This window comes from Cognatiluteimonas weifangensis (assembly GCF_003416885.1).
GTDB lineage: Bacteria > Pseudomonadota > Gammaproteobacteria > Xanthomonadales > Xanthomonadaceae > Cognatiluteimonas > Cognatiluteimonas weifangensis.
The window spans coordinates 187,121-203,418 of record NZ_QVPD01000002.1 but is presented as its reverse complement, the minus strand read 5'-3'; the positions used below and the strand labels follow the sequence as shown (position 1 = coordinate 203,418).

Sequence of the window (16,298 nt, the reverse complement as noted above, 5' to 3'; positions counted from 1 at the left end):
CCCGCGACCTCAGCGCGCGGGCTGTCCGCGCAGCACGCGCTGGTAGCGCACCGGCTCGGGCCGGTGCAGCGCGAACCCCTGGCCGTAGTCGACGCCGAGCTGGCGCAGGATGTCCGCGATGGCGTCACTGGCGACCCATTCGGCGACCACGTCGAGCCCGCGCTGGTGGCCGATCTCGCTGATCGCATCGACGATCGAGCGGCTCATCGGATCGTTGTCGAGATCGCGGATGAAGCTGCCGTCGATCTTGATCACGTCCACCGGCAGATTCTTCAGGTAACCGAAGGAGGACATGCCGGCGCCGAAATCGTCCAGCGATACCTGGCAGCCGATCGCGCGCACGCGCTCGAAGAAGCGCACCGCGCGCGGCAGGTTGCGCACCGCCTCGGTCTCGGTGATCTCGAAGCACAGGCGCTCGGGCGCCACGCCATGGCGCTCGATCAGGCCGAGCACGTAGTCGGCCAGACTGTCGTCCTCCAGGGTCGCGCCCGACAGGTTGAGCGAACAGCGCCCCGGGGTGCGGCCATCGGCGTGCAGCTGCCCGAAGTGCGCGGTCGCCTCGGCGACCACCCAGCGGTCCAGCTGCGCGATCAGGCCGTAACGCTCGGCCGCGGGCAGGAACGCGCCCGGCATCACCACCCGACCGTCCTCGTCGCGCAGGCGCAGCAGCAGTTCGATGTGCGGGTCCTGTTGCGGCCGCGGCTGCAGCGGCCGCACCTCCTGGTAGTCCAGCAGCAGGCGCTGCTCGTCGATCACCCAGCGCAGGCGGTTGGCCCATTCCATCTCGCCGCGACGGCGGATGGTCTCGTCGTCCTGCTCGGAGAAGAAGTGGACGCGGTTGCGGCCGTGGTCCTTGGCCATGTAACAGGCGGTGTCGGCCTGCGACAGCACCTCGCGCAGGGTCATCCCGCCGCGGTCGATCATCACCACGCCGACACTGGCGCTGATGGTGTAGCTGCGCTGCTCCCAGACGTAGATGTGGCCCTCGATCCGCGCCCGCAGGCGCTCGGCCAGCACCAGCGCGCCCTCGGGCCTGGCATCGTGGGCGAGGATGCCGAATTCGTCGCCGCCCAGCCGGGCGAGGATGTCGCCGCCGCGCAGCTGCTCGGCCATCGCCAGCGCCAGCTGGCTCAGCAACTGGTCGCCGGCCAGGTGCCCGGAGGTGTCGTTGATCAGCTTGAACTGGTCCAGGTCGATGTACAGCAGCGCGCAGGCCGGCGCGCCGTGCGCGACCGCGTGCAGCGCGCGCTGCACGTGGCGCTCGAACTCGCGGCGGTTGTAGAGCTCGGTCAGGGTGTCGTGGCTGGCCTGGTAGCTGAGCAGTTCGGTCAGCTGGCGCTGCTCGGAAATGTCGCTGGCGACCATCAGCATGCGCTGGTCGTCGCCGACCCGGACCTGTGCGACCGAGGTCGTCGCCCAGAAGCGGTCGCCGCCGAGCGAGACCAGCACCGCCTCGACGTTGTTCCACGGGGTGTCGTCGTCGCGCTCGGCCAGCCGCTTGCGCAGGCTTTCCTCCTCGAACAGCGTCGCCAGCGCGGTGCCGTCCTCGATGTGTTCGCCCAGGCGCACGCGGGCCGCTTCGTTGGCGTACAGGATGCGCCCGTCGTCGACGCGCGCCAGCAGCACCAGCGCCGGCAGCAGGTCGTTGAGGGTGCGGAAGCGCTGCTCGCTCTCGCGGTAGCGATGGCTCATGCGCCAGCCCAGCTCCAGCGCGCGGCGCCGGGTGGTCGCCACCGACCACACCAGCAGCGCCAGCAGCACGCTGGCCAGCAGACCCGGCCACAGCATCGATTCGCGCCAGTCGACGGCGGCGGCCAGCGACCGCAGCGGCTGCATGGTCACCCGCCAGCTGCGGCCGCCGTAATGCAGTTCGCGCACCGACCGGTCCTGCGCGGTCGCTGCCGGCGGCGCCTTGCCCGGGGAGACGTACAGCTGCCGGGTGCGCCCCCCGGTGACGTCGTCGACGACGAGGTGCAGGCGTTCGAACGCCGCCGGCGGCAGCGCGTCGGCGATCAGCCGGTGGACGTGGAACGAGGCCGCGATCGATCCCCGCATCCGCGCGCGCCGCGCGGCCAGCGTGGCCGGCGGAGGGCCGCTGGAATAGATCGGCAGACGCATGGTCACGCCATCGTTGCCGGCGTGCGTCGGCGTCTGCAGCAGCCGGAACGGCGCGGACATCGCCACCTGGTTGCTGTCGCGCGAGGCCAGCGCCGCGGCCTGGTTGGCCGGCTGGGCCGCCAGGCTGAGCCCGAAGATGCGCTCGTTGCCCGTCGCCGGCTCCACCATGACGGTCACGAAGTCCGCCTCGCCGGTGCGCCGGGCGTAGGCCAGCGCCTGCAGGCTCGGGAACTCGGAGCGCGGCTGCAGCGCCTGGTAGATGTGGGCGAACTCGGTCGCGCTCACGTCCTCGGACGCCAGGAACACCGTCTGCACCGAACGCAGCAGCATCTCGCAGGCGTGCAGGCTGGCGACGAGGGCCGTCTGGCTCTCGTCGGCCAGGCGTCTGAGTTCGACCCGCTGCTCGCGTTCCACGCCGGCCCGCTGGCGGTCGGCCGTCCAGTACGACAGGGCCAGGCCCAGCGCGAGCACCAGCAGGCTCCACAACCACGCCGGCAGGCGCAGGGGAACGGCATCGCCCACCTCGGGTGCGGCCTGCAGGCCGGGCGCGAATCCGTCAGAATCCGGTGACGTCCTCAAGAGCATCCCCATGACATCCGCCGACTGGCCGATCTTATACCGGCAATACCTCGCGCAACTGCAATCGCGCGCAGACGCCGCGCTGGCGCGCGGCGGCTTCGACCACCTCGTGGTCCCCAGCGGCACCCTGCACTACCAGGCCTTCGACGACCGCGACTATCCGTACGCGGTCAACCCCCAGTTCAAGACCTGGCTGCCGCTGACCCGGACCCCCGGCAGCTGGCTGGTGTACACGCCCGGGACCCGGCCCCGACTGGTCTACCTGCAGCCGCGCGACTACTGGCACGTGGTGCCGCAGGCGCCGGCCGGCTACTGGACCGAACACTTCGACATCGTCGTGATCCGCACGCCGGAGGAGGCGCTGCCGCACCTGCCGGCCGCCGCCGGCTGCGCGATCCTGGGCGAGCCGCAGTCGGCGCTGGGCGACTACGTCCCCAACAATCCGCAGGCGGTGGTCGATTACCTCGAGTATCACCGCGCGTTCAAGACACCGTACGAGATCGCGATGATGCGCGAGGCCACGCGCCGCGGCGTGCGTGGCCATCGCGCCGCCGAACGCGCCTTCCGCGCCGGCGCCAGCGAGTTCGGCATCCATCTGGCCTACTGCCAGGCCGCCGGGCAGGACAGCGAGGAACTGCCCTACGGCAACATCGTCGCGCTCAACGAGCACGGCGCGGTGCTGCACTACACCGACCGCGGGCGCCTGCCGCCCAAGCCGGCGCGCAGCTTCCTGATCGACGCCGGCGGCAGCCATGGCGGCTACGCCTGCGACATCACCCGCACCTACGCGGCCGACGCCGGCGACGAATTCCAGGCGTTGATCGATGCGGTCGACGGTGCGCAGCAGGCGCTGTGCGCGCAGGTCCGGGCCGGCATCGACTACCGGCAGCTGCACCTGGACGCACACCTGGCGCTGGCCGCCATCCTCAAGGAGTTCGGCGTGATCAAGCTGGCGCCGGAAGCGGCGCTGGCCACCGGGGTCAGCGCGGCCTTCTTCCCGCACGGCCTCGGCCACGGCATCGGCCTGCAGGTGCACGACGTCGCCGGCTTCGCCGCGTCCGACGCCGGCGGCACGATCCCCAAGCCCGAAGGCCATCCCTACCTGCGCCTGACCCGGGTACTGGAACCGGGCATGGTGGTGACGATCGAGCCGGGGATCTACTTCATCGACCTGCTGCTGGAAGAACTGAGGCAGGGCCCGCACGCCGATGCGGTCGACTGGGCGCGCATCGACGCGTTCCGCCCCTACGGCGGCATCCGCATCGAGGACGACGTGGTCTGCACCGACGGCGAGCCGCTCAACCTGACGCGCGAGGGCTTCGCCGAAGCGTAGGAGCCCGCTCGCCCGCCAGACCGGGAATGGCTGTGCCGTCCTGGCGACGTTCTGTCTGAAAGCCCGATGCAGGATCGGCTTCGGACGGAGTCGCCACCCGGCGGCTGGGGGGCGCCCTCCTGACGACCTCCTGTCTTCAAGTCGGGGCGCAGGCTATTCGAGGCTGCTCTCCGGCGGGATCGGCTTTGGACGGAGTCGCCGCCCGGCGGACTGGGGGTGCTGCGCCCTCCTGACGACCTCCTGTCTTTAAGTCGGGTCGTGGACCATCCATGGTCCACTCTCCGCACCCCCAGCCCGCCGGCCGGCGACTGCGCGAGATTGGGTGTCATCGCTTCGGCCGGTTTTTTTCTGCAAGCGCCGACTCACTGCGCAGAAGCCGGTGGCCCGGCCTGTGCGGGACCGTCGGCGGCATGGGTCCGGCGCATTGCGCCGGACGGGTGGACAAGGGATGGCCCACCCCGGTCTTGCCGCCTGCGCAGGAGGGCGCAGGTGAGCAAGCCGCCGAGGAGCCTACAGGGACGTATTCACGGCGTGTCCCGCACGGGCCGGGCCACCGGCTTCTCTCGCAGACGCTTCCGCGCTTTGGAGAAGAAAAATTCCTAACCTTTTGCACGGCGTGATGCCTGCGAAGGTTTCGAGATAGGCAGATCACGGTCAAGTTCGCGGCCGGCGCGGATACCGGCGCGCAGCCCGCAGGCCGTATTCACGGCGTGTTCCGCACAGGCCGGTGCGCCGCTTCCCCCACGGGATTGCGTGCTCGAAAGAAGCATCCGAAGTGCTTGTCCCATGCGCAGCGCGATGCCGGCCAATCGCTTTCGTGCGGGCTTCTCCAGCCCTGCACTTCATGACCGGGCGTTCGCAGGCGCAGCCGGCGCCGACAGGGCATCGGCTCAGCGCGGCCGCTCGGCCATCAACGCCTCGATCTCCTCGGCGCTGCGCGCCAGCTTGCCGGTCAGCACCCGGTGGCCGTCCTTGGTCACCAGCACGTCGTCCTCGATGCGGATGCCGATGCCGCGCCATTTCGCCGCCACCGTGGCGTCGTCCGGCGCGATGTACAGGCCGGGCTCGACGGTGAACACCATGCCCGCTTCCAGCAGCCGCGATTCGTTATCGATGCGGTAGTCGCCGACATCGTGCACGTCCAGGCCTAGCCAGTGGCCGGTCTTGTGGCGGTAGAAGCGCTTGTACTTCCCGTCGGCGACGTTCTTTTCCAGGCTGCCCTTGAGCAGGCCCAGCCGCAGCAGGCCTTCGGTCAGGGTCCGCACCGCGGCGTCGTGACCGGCCTCGTACACCGCGCCGGGGCGGGCGTGCGCCAGCGCAGCGGCCTGCGCCGCGCCGACCAGATCGTGCAGCAGGCGCTGCTCGCGGCTGAAGCGGCCGCCGATCGGGAAGGTGCGGGTGATGTCGGCGGCGTAGTTGCGGTATTCGGCGCCGGCGTCGACCAGCACCAGGTCGCCGTCGTGCGCCTGCCCGCTGTTGGTGACGTAATGCAGGACACAGGCGTTGTCGCCGGCGCCGACGATGGTGCCGTAGGCCGGCACCGCATCGTGCATGCGGAACACGCGCTCGATCTCGGCCTGCAATTCGTACTCGCGGATGCCGGGCCGGGCCGCGCGCATCGCCGCCTCGTGCGCCTGCACGCTGATGTCGGCGGCGCGCTGCATCAGCTTGAGCTCGGCCGGCGACTTGAACAGGCGCAGTTCGTCGAGCAGGTGACCCAGCTCGAGGAACTCGTGCGGCGGCTGCGCGCCGCTGCGCGCCTGCGCGCGCACCCGGTTGAGCCAGCCGATCAGCTTGAGGTCGAACTCGGTGTCGCGGCCGAAGTGGTAGTAGACGCGCGAACGTCCTTCCAGCAGCCCGGGCAGGATCTCGTCGAGGTCGTCGATCGGATAGGCGTCGTCCAGGCTGAAGCGCTCGACCGCGCCTTCCGGCCCGGTGCGCGGGCCGTCCCAGCCCTCGCGCTCGGGGTCGCGCTCGCGGCAGAACAGGATCGTCTCGCCGTGCGCGCGCCCGGGCACCAGTACCAGCACCGCGGCCGGCTCCGGGAAACCGGTCAGGTACCACAGGTCCGAATCCTGGCGGTAGGGGTAATGGGTGTCGCGGCTGCGGATGCGTTCGGGCGCGGCCGGCAGCACCAGGATGGCGTCGTCGCCGGCGATGCGCATCAGCTGCCGGCGCCGGCGCACGAACTCCTTGGCCTCGATCCCGGCGAGCGCCTTCATGTCAGTGCAGTTGCTGGCGATGGCGCGGGCCGAGCACGCAGTCGCCGTGGATCAGCAACGCGGCGACGCGGACGAACTCCCCGATCTCGGCCAGCGCCTCCTCGTCTTCCTCGTCGCCGTCGTCCTGCGCGCTGGCCGCGGCCAGGCGCGCGAGGTCGGCGAGCGCCTCGCGGCCTTCCTCCGACAGCGGCGGCTCCTTGCCGGCGGCCAGGCCGAAACCGCCGAGGAAGCCGCGGCACCAGTGGAACAGCGCCCCGCTGCGGGCGGACAGCGGCGCATCGGCCGGCGGCAGCAGCAGCGTGAAGCCGAAATCGCGGTCCTCGAATTGCGCAGCGCTGGCGCGGCCGAGGCGGTCGAGCACGTCGTCGCGGGTCACGGCGGGGATCGCCGCATCGACCAGCACCTGCGCCGGCCAGGCCGGCGTCAGCGCGCCGCCGCCGGCGAGCCAGCCGCAGAGGCCGCCGTGCAGCTCCACGGCCTCGGTCCCCAGGCCGAGCTGGCGCACGGCGGCTTCGACGGCGGCAAGCGTGGGCAGGGATTCGGGCACGCGGGGTTCCGGCATCGGCGGGTGCGACAGTGTAGCCATTGCCGCGCATCGCGCGGAACGCCGGGTTGCCGCCACCGTCGCATGCCCTACACTGCGGACATCGCCCGTCAGGGGACGGTGTCTTGCGCATGTCCGCCATCCTTGCGCCCGGTCGCCTGCGCGCAGCGGCCGCCACGGCTGTGCTGGTCCTGGCCGGCCTCGGCTGCCCGGCCGGGGCGGTGGATCGCAATTTTTACTTCGAGCCGATCGGCGACACCCAGGAACTGGCGCAAAACACCGTCACTGCGCTGCTCCAGGACGGCGACGGCTTCGTCTGGGTCGGCACCCAGGGCGGTCTGCACCGCTACGACGGCCAGCGCTACACGCTCTACCGGCAGGATCCGCGCGACCCCGACAGCCTGCCCGACAGCTTCGTCACCGCGCTCGCCGCCGACGCCGATCACGGCCTGTGGGTGGGCACCTATTCGCAGTACGTGGCACGGCTGGACCTGCGCAGCGGCCACATCCGTCGGTATCCGGTCGCCGACGGGCTCGACCGCCGGGCGTACGCGCTGCTGGCCGAGCCGGGCGTGGTCTGGGTCGGCACCGAGGACGGCCTGGAACGGCTGGACCCGGCGAGCGGCCGCCGCCGGCAGGTACTGACGCTGCCGCGGACGCGCCTGGCCGAGCAACCGCAGGCACTGCTGCGCGGCCCCCGCGGCGCGCTCTGGTACGCGACCGCGGCCGGTCTGTACCGGGTGGACGGCGCCGCGACCCGGATCGGGCCCGCGCTGGCGTTGCGCACGCTGCTGCGCGACCGCTCCGGCCGCATCTGGGCCGGCGGCGAGGATGCGCTGTACCTGCTGCAGGACCGTCGCCAACTGCTGCAGGTCTGGCCGAAAGATCCCCGCCGCGATGGCGGCGAGGTCCGCGCCCTGGTCGAGGCGCCGGACGGGCAGCTGTGGTTCTCGGCGGCGCCGGTCGGACTGCGCCGCTTCGACCCGCGCAGCGGCGCGACGCTGCCGCTGCGCCAGAACAACCTCCTGCGCGGCACCCTGCCCGAAGACGAGATCAATGCCCTGCTGGTCGACCGCGCCGGCCTGCTCTGGGTCGGCGGCCAGTACCACGGCGTCGCCGTTGCCGATGCCCGCGGCGCCCGCTTCCGCTCCCTGCTCGACCTGGGGCCGCAAGGCTCCAACCGGGCCGCCCTGATCGGCAGCATCCGCGCCATCTACCAGAGCCGCGACCGCCGCCTGTGGCTGGGCACCGACGACGGTCGCCTGCTGCGCTACGACGCCGCCACCGGCTTCCGCGATTTCAGCGCGCTGCTGCCGCTGCCCCGCGGCGGCCGCAACGGCCAGCGGGTGATGGCCTTCGCCGACCCCGGCGACGGCCACCCCTGGGTGGCGACCACCCTGGGCCTGTTCCGCTTCGACCCGCGGCTGCCGGCGCTGCAGCCGGTGCCGATCCCCGGAGTGCCGGCGCCCAACCTGCGCAGCCTGGCCCTGGGCCGCGACGGCAGCCTGTGGCTGGGCAGCAACGATGCCGGGGTGATCCATTTCACCCCCGGCGCCGGCCCGACCGGCGCCGGCGACGTGCGGCGGATCCCGTACCGCGGCGGCGACCCGCGCGGCCTGGCGCATCCGCAGGTGCACGCGCTGCTGGTCGCCGACGACGGCCGGGTCTGGATCGGCACCAGTCGCGGCCTGGACCGGTTCGATCCGCGCAGCGGGCGCCTGCGCCATTTCCAGCGGCGCATCGACGGCGACGACAGCCTCGCCGGCGATCTCGTCCGCGCGCTGTGGCAGGATCGCGACGGCAACCTCTGGGTCGGCAGCCACGGCGGGCTGAACCGGCTGCGGATCGACCGCAACGATACCGCGCACTTCACCCAGCCGCTGCTCGCCGCGCTCAAGGGCGAGGCGCTGCCGGTGGTGTTCAGCCTTGCCGCCGACGCCTCAGGCGCGCTGTGGATGGGGACCAATCGCGGTCTGTTGCGCTATACGCCGCAGCCCGGGGATCCGCGCGCCGGCGCCTTGCGCAGCTACGGCCTGAGCGACGGCCTGCAGGACCTGGAGTTCAACGGCGGCGCGGTCGCCGTGCTCGAGGGCGGGCAACTGGCCTTCGGCGGGGTCGGCGGCGTGAACGTGTTCGATCCGGCACGGATCGCCGACAGCACCCTGCGGCCGCCGTTGCGACTGCTGTCGACCCGGATCGGCGCGCAGGCCGATTCGCCGACCCGCACCGCCTGGCAGCAGACGCGGATCGAACTGCCGGAAACCGCCGACATCCTGCGCCTGCGCATCGGCGCGCTGGACTACCTCGGCAGCGCCGGCATCCGCTACCGCTACCGCATCGACGGCGTCGACGCCGACTGGGTCGACAACGGCACCCGGAACGAGATCACCTACACCCTGCTGCCCGCCGGGCATTACCTGTTCCGCGCCCAGAGCACCAACCACGACGGCGTGTGGAACCCGCAGGAGTTGCGCCTGCCGATCGTGGTCACCCCGCCGTGGTGGCGGCACCCGCTGGCGCTGGCCGCCTATGCGTTGCTGGCCGCGCTGGCGCTGTGGCTGCTATGGCGGCACTGGCACCGGCAGCGGCAATTGGAACGCGGCTATTTCGAGCACATCCGCGACCGCGAGCAACGGCTGAAGCTGGCGCTGTGGGCCTCGGGCGAGCAGTTCTGGGACTACGATCTCGTCCGCGGCGAATTGCAGCGCATGCATGCCAAGGACGACGTCCGCAGCGCCTCCGACATCCTGGTGGAAACCGAGGTGGAGTCCAACCACCGGATCCATCGCGACGACCTGCCGCAGGTGCGCGAGCGCCTGCGCCAGCATCTGCGCGGCGAAACCCCGTTGTTCCTGTCCGAGCACCGCATCCCCGGCGAGGACGGGCAGTGGATCTGGATTCGCGCGCGCGGGCGCGCGGTGGAGCGCGACGCCGACGGTCGCGTCAGGCGCCTGGCCGGCACCGCGCGCAACATCACCCTCAGCCGCCATGCCGAACGCGAACGGCGCATCGCCTCCGAGGTGCTGCGCAGCATGAACGAGGCGGTCTGCGTGCTCGACCGCGACTTCGACTTCATCTCCATCAACCCGGCGTTCTCGCGCATGACCGGTTATGGCGAGGTCGAGGTGATCGGGCGCAATGCCAACCTCCTCGACAGCGCCCAGCACGAGCCGGCGTACTACCGAGAGATCCGCGAGCAGTTGCGGCGCCACGGCCGCTGGTCGGGCGAGATGTGGCAGCAGCGCAAGGACGGCGAGGAGTTCCTGTGCGCGTACGAATGCAGCACCGTGCTCGACGGCAACGGCCAGCAGGCCCTGTACGTGGTGGTGCTGGGCGACATCACCGACCAGAAGCGCGCCGAGCAGGAACTGCGCTACCTGGCCAACTTCGACACCCTGACCAACCTGCCCAACCGCACCCTGCTGGCCGAGCGGCTGTCGCGCGCGATCGTGCGCGCGCGCCGCCAGGACGACCGCATTGCGGTGCTGTTCCTGGACCTGGACCGGTTCAAGGACATCAACGACTCGCTCGGCCACGCCGCCGGCGACCGCATCCTGCGCGCGGCCGCGGTGCGGCTGCAGGACACGGTCGGCGCCCAGCACACGGTCGCGCGCCTGGGCGGCGACGAGTTCACCGTGGTGCTGGAGCACCTGGAGGGGCCGGAACAGGCCGACAAGGTCGCGCGCGAGATCATCATGGCGTTCGAGGCGCCGCTGCTGCTGGACGACCGCCAGGAAATCTCGATCTCGCCGTCGATCGGCATCAGCCTGTACCCGGACCACGCCCAGGTGCCGACCGAGCTGCTGAAGCAGGCCGACACCGCGATGTACCAGGCCAAGGCTGCCGGCCGCCGTACCTACATGCGCTACACCGAGGCGATGGATGTCTCGATCCGCCGCCGCGCCACCCTCTCCGGCGCGCTGCGCAAGGTGCTCGACCGCGGCGAACTGCGGCTGGTGTACCAGCCGCGGATGGCGCTGGCGCAGACCCGGATCATCGGCGTGGAAGCGCTGCTGCGCTGGCACAGCCGCGACTACGGCGAGATCCCGCCGACCCAGTTCATCCCGCTGGCCGAGGAAAGCGGACAGATCCTGGAGATCGGCGAATGGGCGCTGCGCGAGGCCTGCCTGACCCTGGCGCGCTGGCACCAGCACGGGCTCGCCGGGCTGGGCGCATCGGTCAACGTCTCGGCGCTGCAGCTGCTGCGCGGCGATTTCCCGGGCGTGGTGGAGCGCGTGCTGGCCGAAACCGGGCTGCCGGCGAAGTGCCTGGAACTGGAGCTGACCGAAAGCGTGGTCATGGCCAACGCGCAGCAGACCGCGGACAAGCTGCAGGCCTTCCGCAGCCTCGGGGTGACCCTGGCGATCGACGATTTCGGCACCGGCTACTCGTCGCTGGCCTACCTCAAGCGGCTGCCGATCAACACCCTGAAGATCGACAAGGAATTCGTCGACGACCTCAGTCACGGCTCCGAAGACGCCGCGATCACCACCACCATCCTGGCGATGGCGCGCGCACTGGGATTGAACGTGGTGGCCGAGGGCGTGGAGACGCAGGCGCAGCTGCAGTTCCTGCGGACCCACCGTTGCGACGAGATCCAGGGCTACTGGCTGTCGCCGCCGCTGGAAGCGCAGCGCTGCCTGGCCTTCATCCGCAACTGGGCGCCGTCGGCCGCGCGCGTGGCCACGCCGGCAGGCGGTCCCTGAGCGGTGGAGGCGGCTGCGGCCGCACGGCTCGCGGCCGCCCGCCGGAGCGGTTCCCCGAGGCGGTTCCCCGGCGCGCTGCCGGCGACCGCGGCGCGCCTTGACCGCCACGTGGCCGCTGCCTATGGTGCCGGGATGGACAACGCCGAGGTGCTCGCCCAGTTGCGCGCCACTGCCGCCCGCGTCGAGGCGCTGGCCGCGCGCGCGCAACAGCTGGCCGAGGAAAACCGCAGCCTGCGCCAGCAACAGGAGCAGCTGGCCGGCGAACGTTCGCAGCTGCTGGCCAAGAACGAGCAGGCGCGCTCGCGGGTCGAGGCGATGATCGCGCGGCTGAAGTCGCTGGAGCAGCACACGTGAGCAGCGAGCCGGTCGCCATCCGCGTGCTCGACCGCGAATACACGGTCGGCGTCGAACCGGACGAGCGCGACAGCCTGATGGCCGCCGCCAAGCTGCTGGACGGCAAGATGCGCGAGCTGCGCGGCAGCAACCGCATGGCCGCGGTCGACCGCGTCGCGGTCCTCGCCGCACTCAACCTGGCGCACGAACTGCAGCAGTTGCGCGAGGAAAACGACGCGCGCGACCGCGAGCTGGTCCGCACCCTCGACGGCCTGCAGCGCAGGCTCGACGCCGTGGCCGATCTCTGAACGCACGCGCGTGCCGCACGCCGGCGGCGCCAGCGCGCATTCATCCCCGCATGCGTCGCCTGAACCGGGCCATGGGTACCGACCGACGGATGGATAGGCCGCGCGCGCGCGCATCGCTATACTCTGTCCGCGTCCTCTGCCCTGCGCGACAGCGTGCGCAAACATTCGCCTTGTCCCTAATGACGACCACGGGGATGCAGCGGAAGCCGGGTGTGCAAGTCCGCCTCGCAGCGGGAAGCCCGATGGCCTCCAGGCATTCCCACTTGAACCCCGGGTTCAAGGTCGTTTCGCACGCATCGCCATGGCGGAGGATGTTTTGTCGATGTCCCTGGACATGCAAAGCCCGTACCCGTTGCGGGCTTTGTTTTTTGCCGCCGCGCCGGTGATCCGGCCGCAGCGGGCCGGCGGCGGCCGCGCCGCATGAGCGGCGATCGCGACGCGTTGCGACGCGAACTGCGGCAGCGCCGGCGCGCGATCCCCGCCGCCGCGCGCATCGCCGCCGCCGAACGCCTGGCCGAGCAGCTGCTCGCGCTGCCGTTCGCGCCCGCATCCGGACATGTCGCCGGCTACTGGGCGATGGACGGCGAGATCGCGCTGCATGCCTGGCAGCTGCGGCTGCCGCCGACGCTGCACTACTGCCTGCCGGTGCTGGGCGCGGACGGCCAGCTGCGTTTCGCGCCTTGGCGCCGCGGCGACGCCCTGGTCGGCAACCGCTTCGGCATCCCCGAGCCCGATGTCGCCGCCGAATCGCTGCTCCCGGCCGCGGCGATGGCGCTGGTGGTGGTGCCGCTGGTCGGCTTCGACGCCCGCGGCCAGCGGCTGGGCATGGGCGGCGGCTGGTACGATCGCAGCTTCGCATTCCGCAACCGGCAGGGCCCGCCGCCCTGGCTGGTGGGCGCCGGCTTCGCCGCGCAGCAGGTGCAGGTGCTGGCCGCGGAATCCTGGGATGTCGCGCTCGATGCGGTCTGCAGCGAGCAAGGCACCCTCCTCCCCGCCACCGCAGGTACCCCGGTCCCGCCATGAGTCCGCGCAAACGCCACTGGCTGATGAAGTCCGAGCCCGGCGACTTCTCCATCGACGACCTGCAACGCGTCGGCAGCGAGCCGTGGACCGGGGTGCGCAACTACCAGGCGCGCAATTTCATGCGCCAGATGCAGGTCGGCGACGGCGTGCTGTTCTACCACTCCAACTGCGCCGTCCCGGGCATCTACGGCCTGGCCGAAGTCGCCAGCGCCGCCTACCCGGACCCGACCCAGTTCGAGCGGAAATCCCGCTATTTCGACCCCAGGGCCAGCCGCGAGCAGCCACGCTGGGACCTGGTCGACGTGCGTTTCGTGCGCCACCTTGCGCGGCCGCTGCCGCTGGAGGAAATCCGCACCCATGCCGACGCGCTGGGCGAGGACTTCGCCCTGATCCGCAAGGGCACGCGGCTGTCGGTGCTGCCGGTGACGGCGGCGCAATGGAAGCTGCTGCTGTCGCTGGAATGATCCGGGGAACCACGTGAGCGAAGCCAAGCGCCTGGCCGGCGAAAAGGCCATCGAGTACGTCGAGGACGGCATGATCGTCGGCGTCGGCACCGGCTCCACCGTCGCCTTCTTCATCGACGCGCTGGCGCGGCTGCGGCACCGCATCGCCGGCGCGGTGTCCAGCTCCGAGCAGAGCACCCAGCGGTTGCGCAGCCACGGCATCGAGGTCCTCGAGCTCAACGACACCGGTCCGCTGCCGCTGTACGTCGACGGCGCCGACGAATGCGATCCGCACAAGCGCCTGATCAAGGGCGGCGGCGCCGCGCTCACGCGCGAGAAGATCATCGCCCAGGCGAGCGCGAAATTCGTCTGCATCATCGACCCGGGCAAGCGTGTCGACGTGCTGGGCCGGTTCCCGCTGCCGGTCGAGGTGATCCCGATGGCGCGCAGCCTGGTCGCGCGCGAGATCCTGGCGCTGACCGGCGGCCAGCCGGTCTGGCGCCAGGGCACGACCACCGACAACGGCAACTGGGTGCTGGACATCCACGGTCTGGCCATCACCGACCCGGTCGCCATGGAAACAGCGATCAACCAGTTGCCGGGCGTGGTCAGTGTCGGCCTGTTCGCGCGTCGGCCGGCGGACGTGGTGATCGTCGGCGGCGAACCGCCGCTGCTCCTGTAACGGGGGCGGCCCCGGATTTGCGCTGGTGGCTGTCGCCGACACGGCGTCACCGGTGCCGGCCGTCAAACGCTTGATCCGCAAGGGATCTCCCGGCCTGAGATCGGCCAGGGGGATACTGCCGGCCCTTGGCCACGCGCCCGTCTGCGGGCCCGCCGATGACGCTGCGCTGCCTGTTCGTCGACTTCGATTCGTACTTCGCCTCGGTCGAGCAATACGACCGGCCGCAGTTGCGCGGGCAACCGGTGGCCGTCGTTCCGGTCGCCGCCGACAGCACCTGCTGCCTGGCCGCCAGTTACGAGGCCAAGCGCCACGGCGTGAAAACCGGCACCGGCGTGCGCGAGGCGCGCGAGCGCTGTCCCGGGATCCGCTTCGTGCTCGCCCGCCCCGCACGCTACATCGCCCTGCACCAGCAGCTGATGGATGCGATCCAGGACTGCATCCCGCACGGCAAGCCGAGCTCGATCGACGAGGTGCCCTGCCGCTTGCTCGGCCGCGAACGCGAGCGCGCCAACGCCGAGGCGATCGCCCGCGGCATCAAGCAGCAGCTGCGCGAACGCGGCTTCAGCCCTGCGATCAACTGTTCGATCGGCATCGCGCCCAACCGTTTCCTCGCCAAGACCGCCTCGGACATGGACAAGCCCGACGGGCTGACGGTGATCGAACTCGCCGACCTGCCGCAGCGGCTGCACGCGCTGGAGCTGCGCGATTTCTGCGGCATCGGCCCGTCGATGGAAGCGCGGCTGCACGCCGCCGGCATCCATACCAGCGCACAGCTGTGCGCTGCCACGCGCGCGCACCTGCGCGCGGCCTGGGGCAGCGTGGAAGGCGAGCGCTACTGGCTGCAGCTGCGCGGCCACGATCTCCCGGAGCGCGAGTCCCGGCGCGGCTCGATCGGGCATTCCCACGTGCTGGCGCCGCAGCTGCGCAACTTCGAAGGCATGCGTGCGGTGCTGTTCAAGCTGCTGGCGAAAGCCGCGATGCGACTCCGCGGCGAGGGCTATCTGGCGCAGGGGCTCGCGATCCGGATCCGCTTCGTCGGCCGCGACAGGGGCTTCGAGCGCGACCTGCAGTTCGCGCCGCTGGACGACACTCCGACCTTGCTGGACCTGCTCGGCCAGCAGCTCGAATCCCTGCAGCGTGGCATCGCCGCCGGCCGCTGGCAGCCGGCGCGGCATCCGCCACTTTCGGTCGCAGTCACCCTGGTCGGGTTGCAGCCGGGTGGCTGCGTCACCCGCGAGCTCCTCCGCGACGACGGCCGGCGCCAGGGCGTGAGTTCGGTGCTCGACCGGATCAACCGGCGCTACGGCAACAACACCGTCTATTTCGGCGCGATGCAGGAAGCCCTCGCCCACGGCGCGGCGCCGATGCGGATCCCGTTCTCGACGATCCCGGATATCGCTCGGGAGGACGACCCGCCCCCCCGCCGCAAGCCGATCCGCGACCGCAGCGAGCACGACGCGCACGCACTGTGGTTGCAGCGCGAGCGCCAATTCAAGATCCTGGCGGAGGACACGCATCGCCGGGCGCCTACGCGTCGCGAACCGCACCGGGCCGCCGGGGCCGACAGCCGGGCGATACGCCACCGCGATGCCGCAGCCCGGAATCCGGCTCCGCCGCGGGAACTGTTCTGACCCGCCCCGGCCTTGCCATTCGGGTCGCAGGCGGGTTCACGGCGCACGCAGAAAGGGGCCTTCTCCCAAATGCGTCCGCGAGAGAAACCGGCGCCCCTGCTTGCACGGGCATGCCGCGAATCCACCCTCAGGCCCGGCAGCAGCGATGTCGCGGGCGGTGCCACAAACCCAGGCTACCGGCTGCAGGGCAGCGGGCTGGCGCCCGTCCAGCCCATCCGCCAAAGAAAAACCCCCAGCCGGGGCTGGGGGTTTTGGGGTAAGACCCTGGCAATGACCTACTCTCGCATGCTGAATGCACACTACCATCGGCGCGTGCGCGTTTCACTTCCGAGTTCGGGATGGGATCGGGTGGTTCCACGCAGCTATTGTCACCAGG

The 16,298-nt window shown here is 71.2% G+C and carries 11 protein-coding genes, 1 rRNA gene and 1 other RNA gene; 9 read left to right on the top strand and 4 right to left on the bottom strand.

The annotated features are described in order from the left end of the window. Window positions 1–9: 9 nt before the first annotated feature. On the bottom strand, window positions 10–2,697 hold the full coding sequence (locus D0Y53_RS02600) for a bifunctional diguanylate cyclase/phosphodiesterase (RefSeq protein ID WP_233511611.1): 2,688 nt from the start codon (window positions 2,695–2,697) through the stop codon (window positions 10–12). Window positions 2,698–2,707: 10 nt separating this feature from the next. Between D0Y53_RS02600 and pepQ the strand changes: the two genes are divergently transcribed. Then, entirely contained in the window at window positions 2,708–4,030 is a 1,323-nt protein-coding gene (gene pepQ, locus D0Y53_RS02595) for a Xaa-Pro dipeptidase (protein ID WP_117201638.1), read from the top strand. An 890-nt stretch (window positions 4,031–4,920) separates the two neighbouring features. Here the strand turns inward: pepQ and D0Y53_RS02590 are convergent. Together D0Y53_RS02590 and D0Y53_RS02585 are read right to left on the bottom strand one after the other, a co-directional pair. Next, window positions 4,921–6,252, bottom strand: a complete 1,332-nt coding sequence (locus D0Y53_RS02590) for an aminopeptidase P N-terminal domain-containing protein (RefSeq protein ID WP_117201637.1) — start codon at window positions 6,250–6,252, stop codon at window positions 4,921–4,923. Window position 6,253: 1 nt separating this feature from the next. Next, the gene (locus D0Y53_RS02585; RefSeq protein ID WP_233511610.1) at window positions 6,254–6,799 is read right to left on the bottom strand and encodes a UPF0149 family protein; all 546 of its coding nucleotides are present in this window, start codon (window positions 6,797–6,799) and stop codon (window positions 6,254–6,256) included. Between the two features lie 128 nt (window positions 6,800–6,927). Here D0Y53_RS02585 and D0Y53_RS02580 point away from each other — a divergent pair, with 128 nt between their 5' ends. From D0Y53_RS02580 to D0Y53_RS02545, 8 genes are all read left to right on the top strand, one after another. Next, window positions 6,928–11,502, top strand: a complete 4,575-nt coding sequence (locus D0Y53_RS02580) for an EAL domain-containing protein (RefSeq protein WP_117201635.1) — start codon at window positions 6,928–6,930, stop codon at window positions 11,500–11,502. A gap of 132 nt (window positions 11,503–11,634) precedes the next feature. Further along, window positions 11,635–11,856 carry a TIGR02449 family protein gene (locus D0Y53_RS02575; protein WP_117201634.1) on the top strand — a complete coding sequence of 74 codons (222 nt, stop codon included), beginning with the start codon at window positions 11,635–11,637 and terminating at the stop codon, window positions 11,854–11,856. Beyond that, window positions 11,853–12,143: a cell division protein ZapA gene (locus D0Y53_RS02570; RefSeq protein WP_117201633.1), complete on the top strand. Its 291-nt coding sequence runs from the start codon at window positions 11,853–11,855 to the stop codon at window positions 12,141–12,143. Before D0Y53_RS02575 ends, D0Y53_RS02570 begins: the two co-directional genes overlap by 4 nt. 130 nt (window positions 12,144–12,273) lie before the next feature. Further along, window positions 12,274–12,458, top strand: a non-coding RNA gene (gene ssrS / locus D0Y53_RS02565) — 6S RNA. A 105-nt stretch (window positions 12,459–12,563) separates the two neighbouring features. Beyond that, the gene (locus tag D0Y53_RS02560; RefSeq protein ID WP_117201632.1) at window positions 12,564–13,166 is read left to right on the top strand and encodes a 5-formyltetrahydrofolate cyclo-ligase; all 603 of its coding nucleotides are present in this window, start codon (window positions 12,564–12,566) and stop codon (window positions 13,164–13,166) included. Further along, entirely contained in the window at window positions 13,163–13,630 is a 468-nt protein-coding gene (locus D0Y53_RS02555) for an EVE domain-containing protein (protein ID WP_117201631.1), read from the top strand. The genes D0Y53_RS02560 and D0Y53_RS02555 overlap by 4 nt, the downstream gene beginning before the upstream one ends. 13 nt (window positions 13,631–13,643) lie before the next feature. Then, window positions 13,644–14,291, top strand: coding sequence for a ribose-5-phosphate isomerase RpiA (gene rpiA, locus D0Y53_RS02550; protein ID WP_117201630.1), 648 nt, complete (start codon window positions 13,644–13,646; stop codon window positions 14,289–14,291). Between the two features lie 155 nt (window positions 14,292–14,446). Then, window positions 14,447–15,922, top strand: a complete 1,476-nt coding sequence (locus D0Y53_RS02545) for a Y-family DNA polymerase (protein ID WP_117201629.1) — start codon at window positions 14,447–14,449, stop codon at window positions 15,920–15,922. A gap of 262 nt (window positions 15,923–16,184) precedes the next feature. Here the strand turns inward: D0Y53_RS02545 and rrf are convergent. Beyond that, window positions 16,185–16,298, bottom strand: a 5S ribosomal RNA gene (gene rrf / locus D0Y53_RS02540).

Bases quoted from the DNA above. Each gene is read 5' to 3' on its own strand.
- pepQ (WP_117201638.1), top strand. From the start codon at position 2,708: ATGACATCCGCCGACTGGCCGATCTTATACCGGCAATACCTCGCGCAA.
- D0Y53_RS02590 (WP_117201637.1), bottom strand. From the start codon at position 6,252: ATGAAGGCGCTCGCCGGGATCGAGGCCAAGGAGTTCGTGCGCCGGCGC.
- D0Y53_RS02580 (WP_117201635.1), top strand. From the start codon at position 6,928: ATGTCCGCCATCCTTGCGCCCGGTCGCCTGCGCGCAGCGGCCGCCACG.
- D0Y53_RS02575 (WP_117201634.1), top strand. From the start codon at position 11,635: ATGGACAACGCCGAGGTGCTCGCCCAGTTGCGCGCCACTGCCGCCCGC.
- D0Y53_RS02560 (WP_117201632.1), top strand. From the start codon at position 12,564: ATGAGCGGCGATCGCGACGCGTTGCGACGCGAACTGCGGCAGCGCCGG.
- D0Y53_RS02555 (WP_117201631.1), top strand. From the start codon at position 13,163: ATGAGTCCGCGCAAACGCCACTGGCTGATGAAGTCCGAGCCCGGCGAC.
- D0Y53_RS02545 (WP_117201629.1), top strand. From the start codon at position 14,447: ATGACGCTGCGCTGCCTGTTCGTCGACTTCGATTCGTACTTCGCCTCG.